Origin of the sequence: Synechococcus sp. H70.1 (genome assembly GCF_047502705.1) — a bacterium.
GTDB lineage: Bacteria > Cyanobacteriota > Cyanobacteriia > Thermostichales > Thermostichaceae > Thermostichus.
The window spans coordinates 1-1705 of record NZ_JANSIV010000023.1; the positions used below are offsets into that span (position 1 = coordinate 1).

Sequence of the window (1705 nt, forward strand, 5' to 3'; positions counted from 1 at the left end):
TCTGGCGCCCGCAACTGCCGCACCTCAGGCACGCCCCGACCTACTGTCCGGTCGGTTTCACTGTTGCGGTGCTCAAAGATGGTGTCGCGGGCAAACACGTCCGGCCAGCCGGGCTGGTTGGTGTTGTCGCCCAGGTTCTGGGCCCCGCCGGTATTGTCGAAGCGCAGGACACCGGCGCCATTGTTATTCGGATCCGGAGCCGGCCAGTTGTTGCCCCGGATCACCAGCGCCTGGTTGAGGAAGGAGGTGTTGGCCCCAAGGTTTGGCCCGCTGCAGCCGTAGTAGTCGTTGCGGCGAGGAGCCGAGGCCCGCTGTGGGTTGCCCTGGTAGTCGCGGTTGGCCACAAAGCTGCTGCCGCCGCCATTGAGGGTGCCATCCTGGACAAAGCCATCGTCAATGCTGCCATCGCAGAAATCGGCGGAGAGGATATTGATCGAGTCGCCTATGATCTCAGTGGGTCGCCAGAGATCCTCCGCTGCCCGGGCAAAGCGCCGGTCTTCATTCTTCCGGAGTCGCCCGTAGAAGTTGCTGTAAAGGCCGTCTGATCCAAAAGTGAGGCGAGTGGTGAACTCTTCCAGCCGATCCTCTTCCAGCCCCTTGCCTTCCCTCCTCTGGTGCAGGTTAAAGTCCCCTTGAATGTAGACGGGGTTGTCGGAAATAAAGGAGAGGCCAAAGACGGCTTCATCGAGGTTAAACCCGCCGCGGGCCAGCACTGCCCCATTGCGCAGCCGGAAGCCATAGGGCCGCCGATCCGGATCGGGGTAGTAGTCCACCGGTTTGGGACTGAGGCCTTGATCGGAAACAGGCGGATCGCCGACCGGTTGGTCGCGACCAGGCTGACCGGCATTCATGATGAAGGGAAGGGTGCCGCGGGCGTTTGCCGCTTGCCAGGCAGTTTGATAGGCGGCGAAGTTGGTCAAAGGCGGGCGGGCAATGGCATCCTCTCGCACCGCATCTTCCCGGAAGGCGTAGAAAATACCCCCCTCGCGGCCTTCTTGCACGCCGGCAGGCAGCCAAGTATCTCCGTTGATCAAGCCGTTGGCCTGGCCCGGGACGTTGTTGGTCAAAAGAGCCAGGTCGATGTTGAGGGCCCGCACCGCCATTGCCTCGCGGCCATCGTAAAACACCGAATCTTTGAAGGGCACGCGACGGCACTGGTTGCCGACCTGGATCAGCTCCATCTGGTTGCTGTTGGGATGGTTGCCACCGAGTAGGGTGCTGCTGGGGCAAGGAGCAATGGCATGGGGCAAACGCCAGTCGTTGATGGTGGAGCGAGGCCGAAGAGCCACTTGTGTGAGGTCGGTTACTGCCTGGTAGGTGGCAGCCGGCAGCCAGGAGTAGGCGCCTCGCCGCTCGCTCTCTATGGGATCAGTCTCGTCAAAGTCTCTGGTGGGGAAGATGTAGCGCAGCGGGAGATAAGCACGCTGGCTAGCAGGGTTATCCAAGATTTGGCGATCGCCGTCAGTGTCTCCGTCACGGCTATCATTGATATCTCGTCGGAGATCCTGAGCAAATCGATCTCCACGAGCTGCTGCAGCCTCAATCCGCAGAATGTTGTCGGCCAGCATGCCCAACATGCAGCCCGCCGTCTGCAGCGTGGTCTGGTCGGCCAGGCTAAGCTGATCGACGGGGGTGCCTCTGTTAACTGTGTCGATCACCCGCCGCAGCTCGGAGAAGTTGCCAAAGGCGGTGATGAACGGATCTG

Annotated in this window: 1 pseudogene; it reads right to left on the minus strand. The window is 61.3% G+C overall.

Annotation, left to right across the window (positions count from 1 at the left end):
• A pseudogene (locus NW827_RS01635) lies at window positions 1-1705 on the minus strand (type II secretion system protein); the annotation flags it as partial.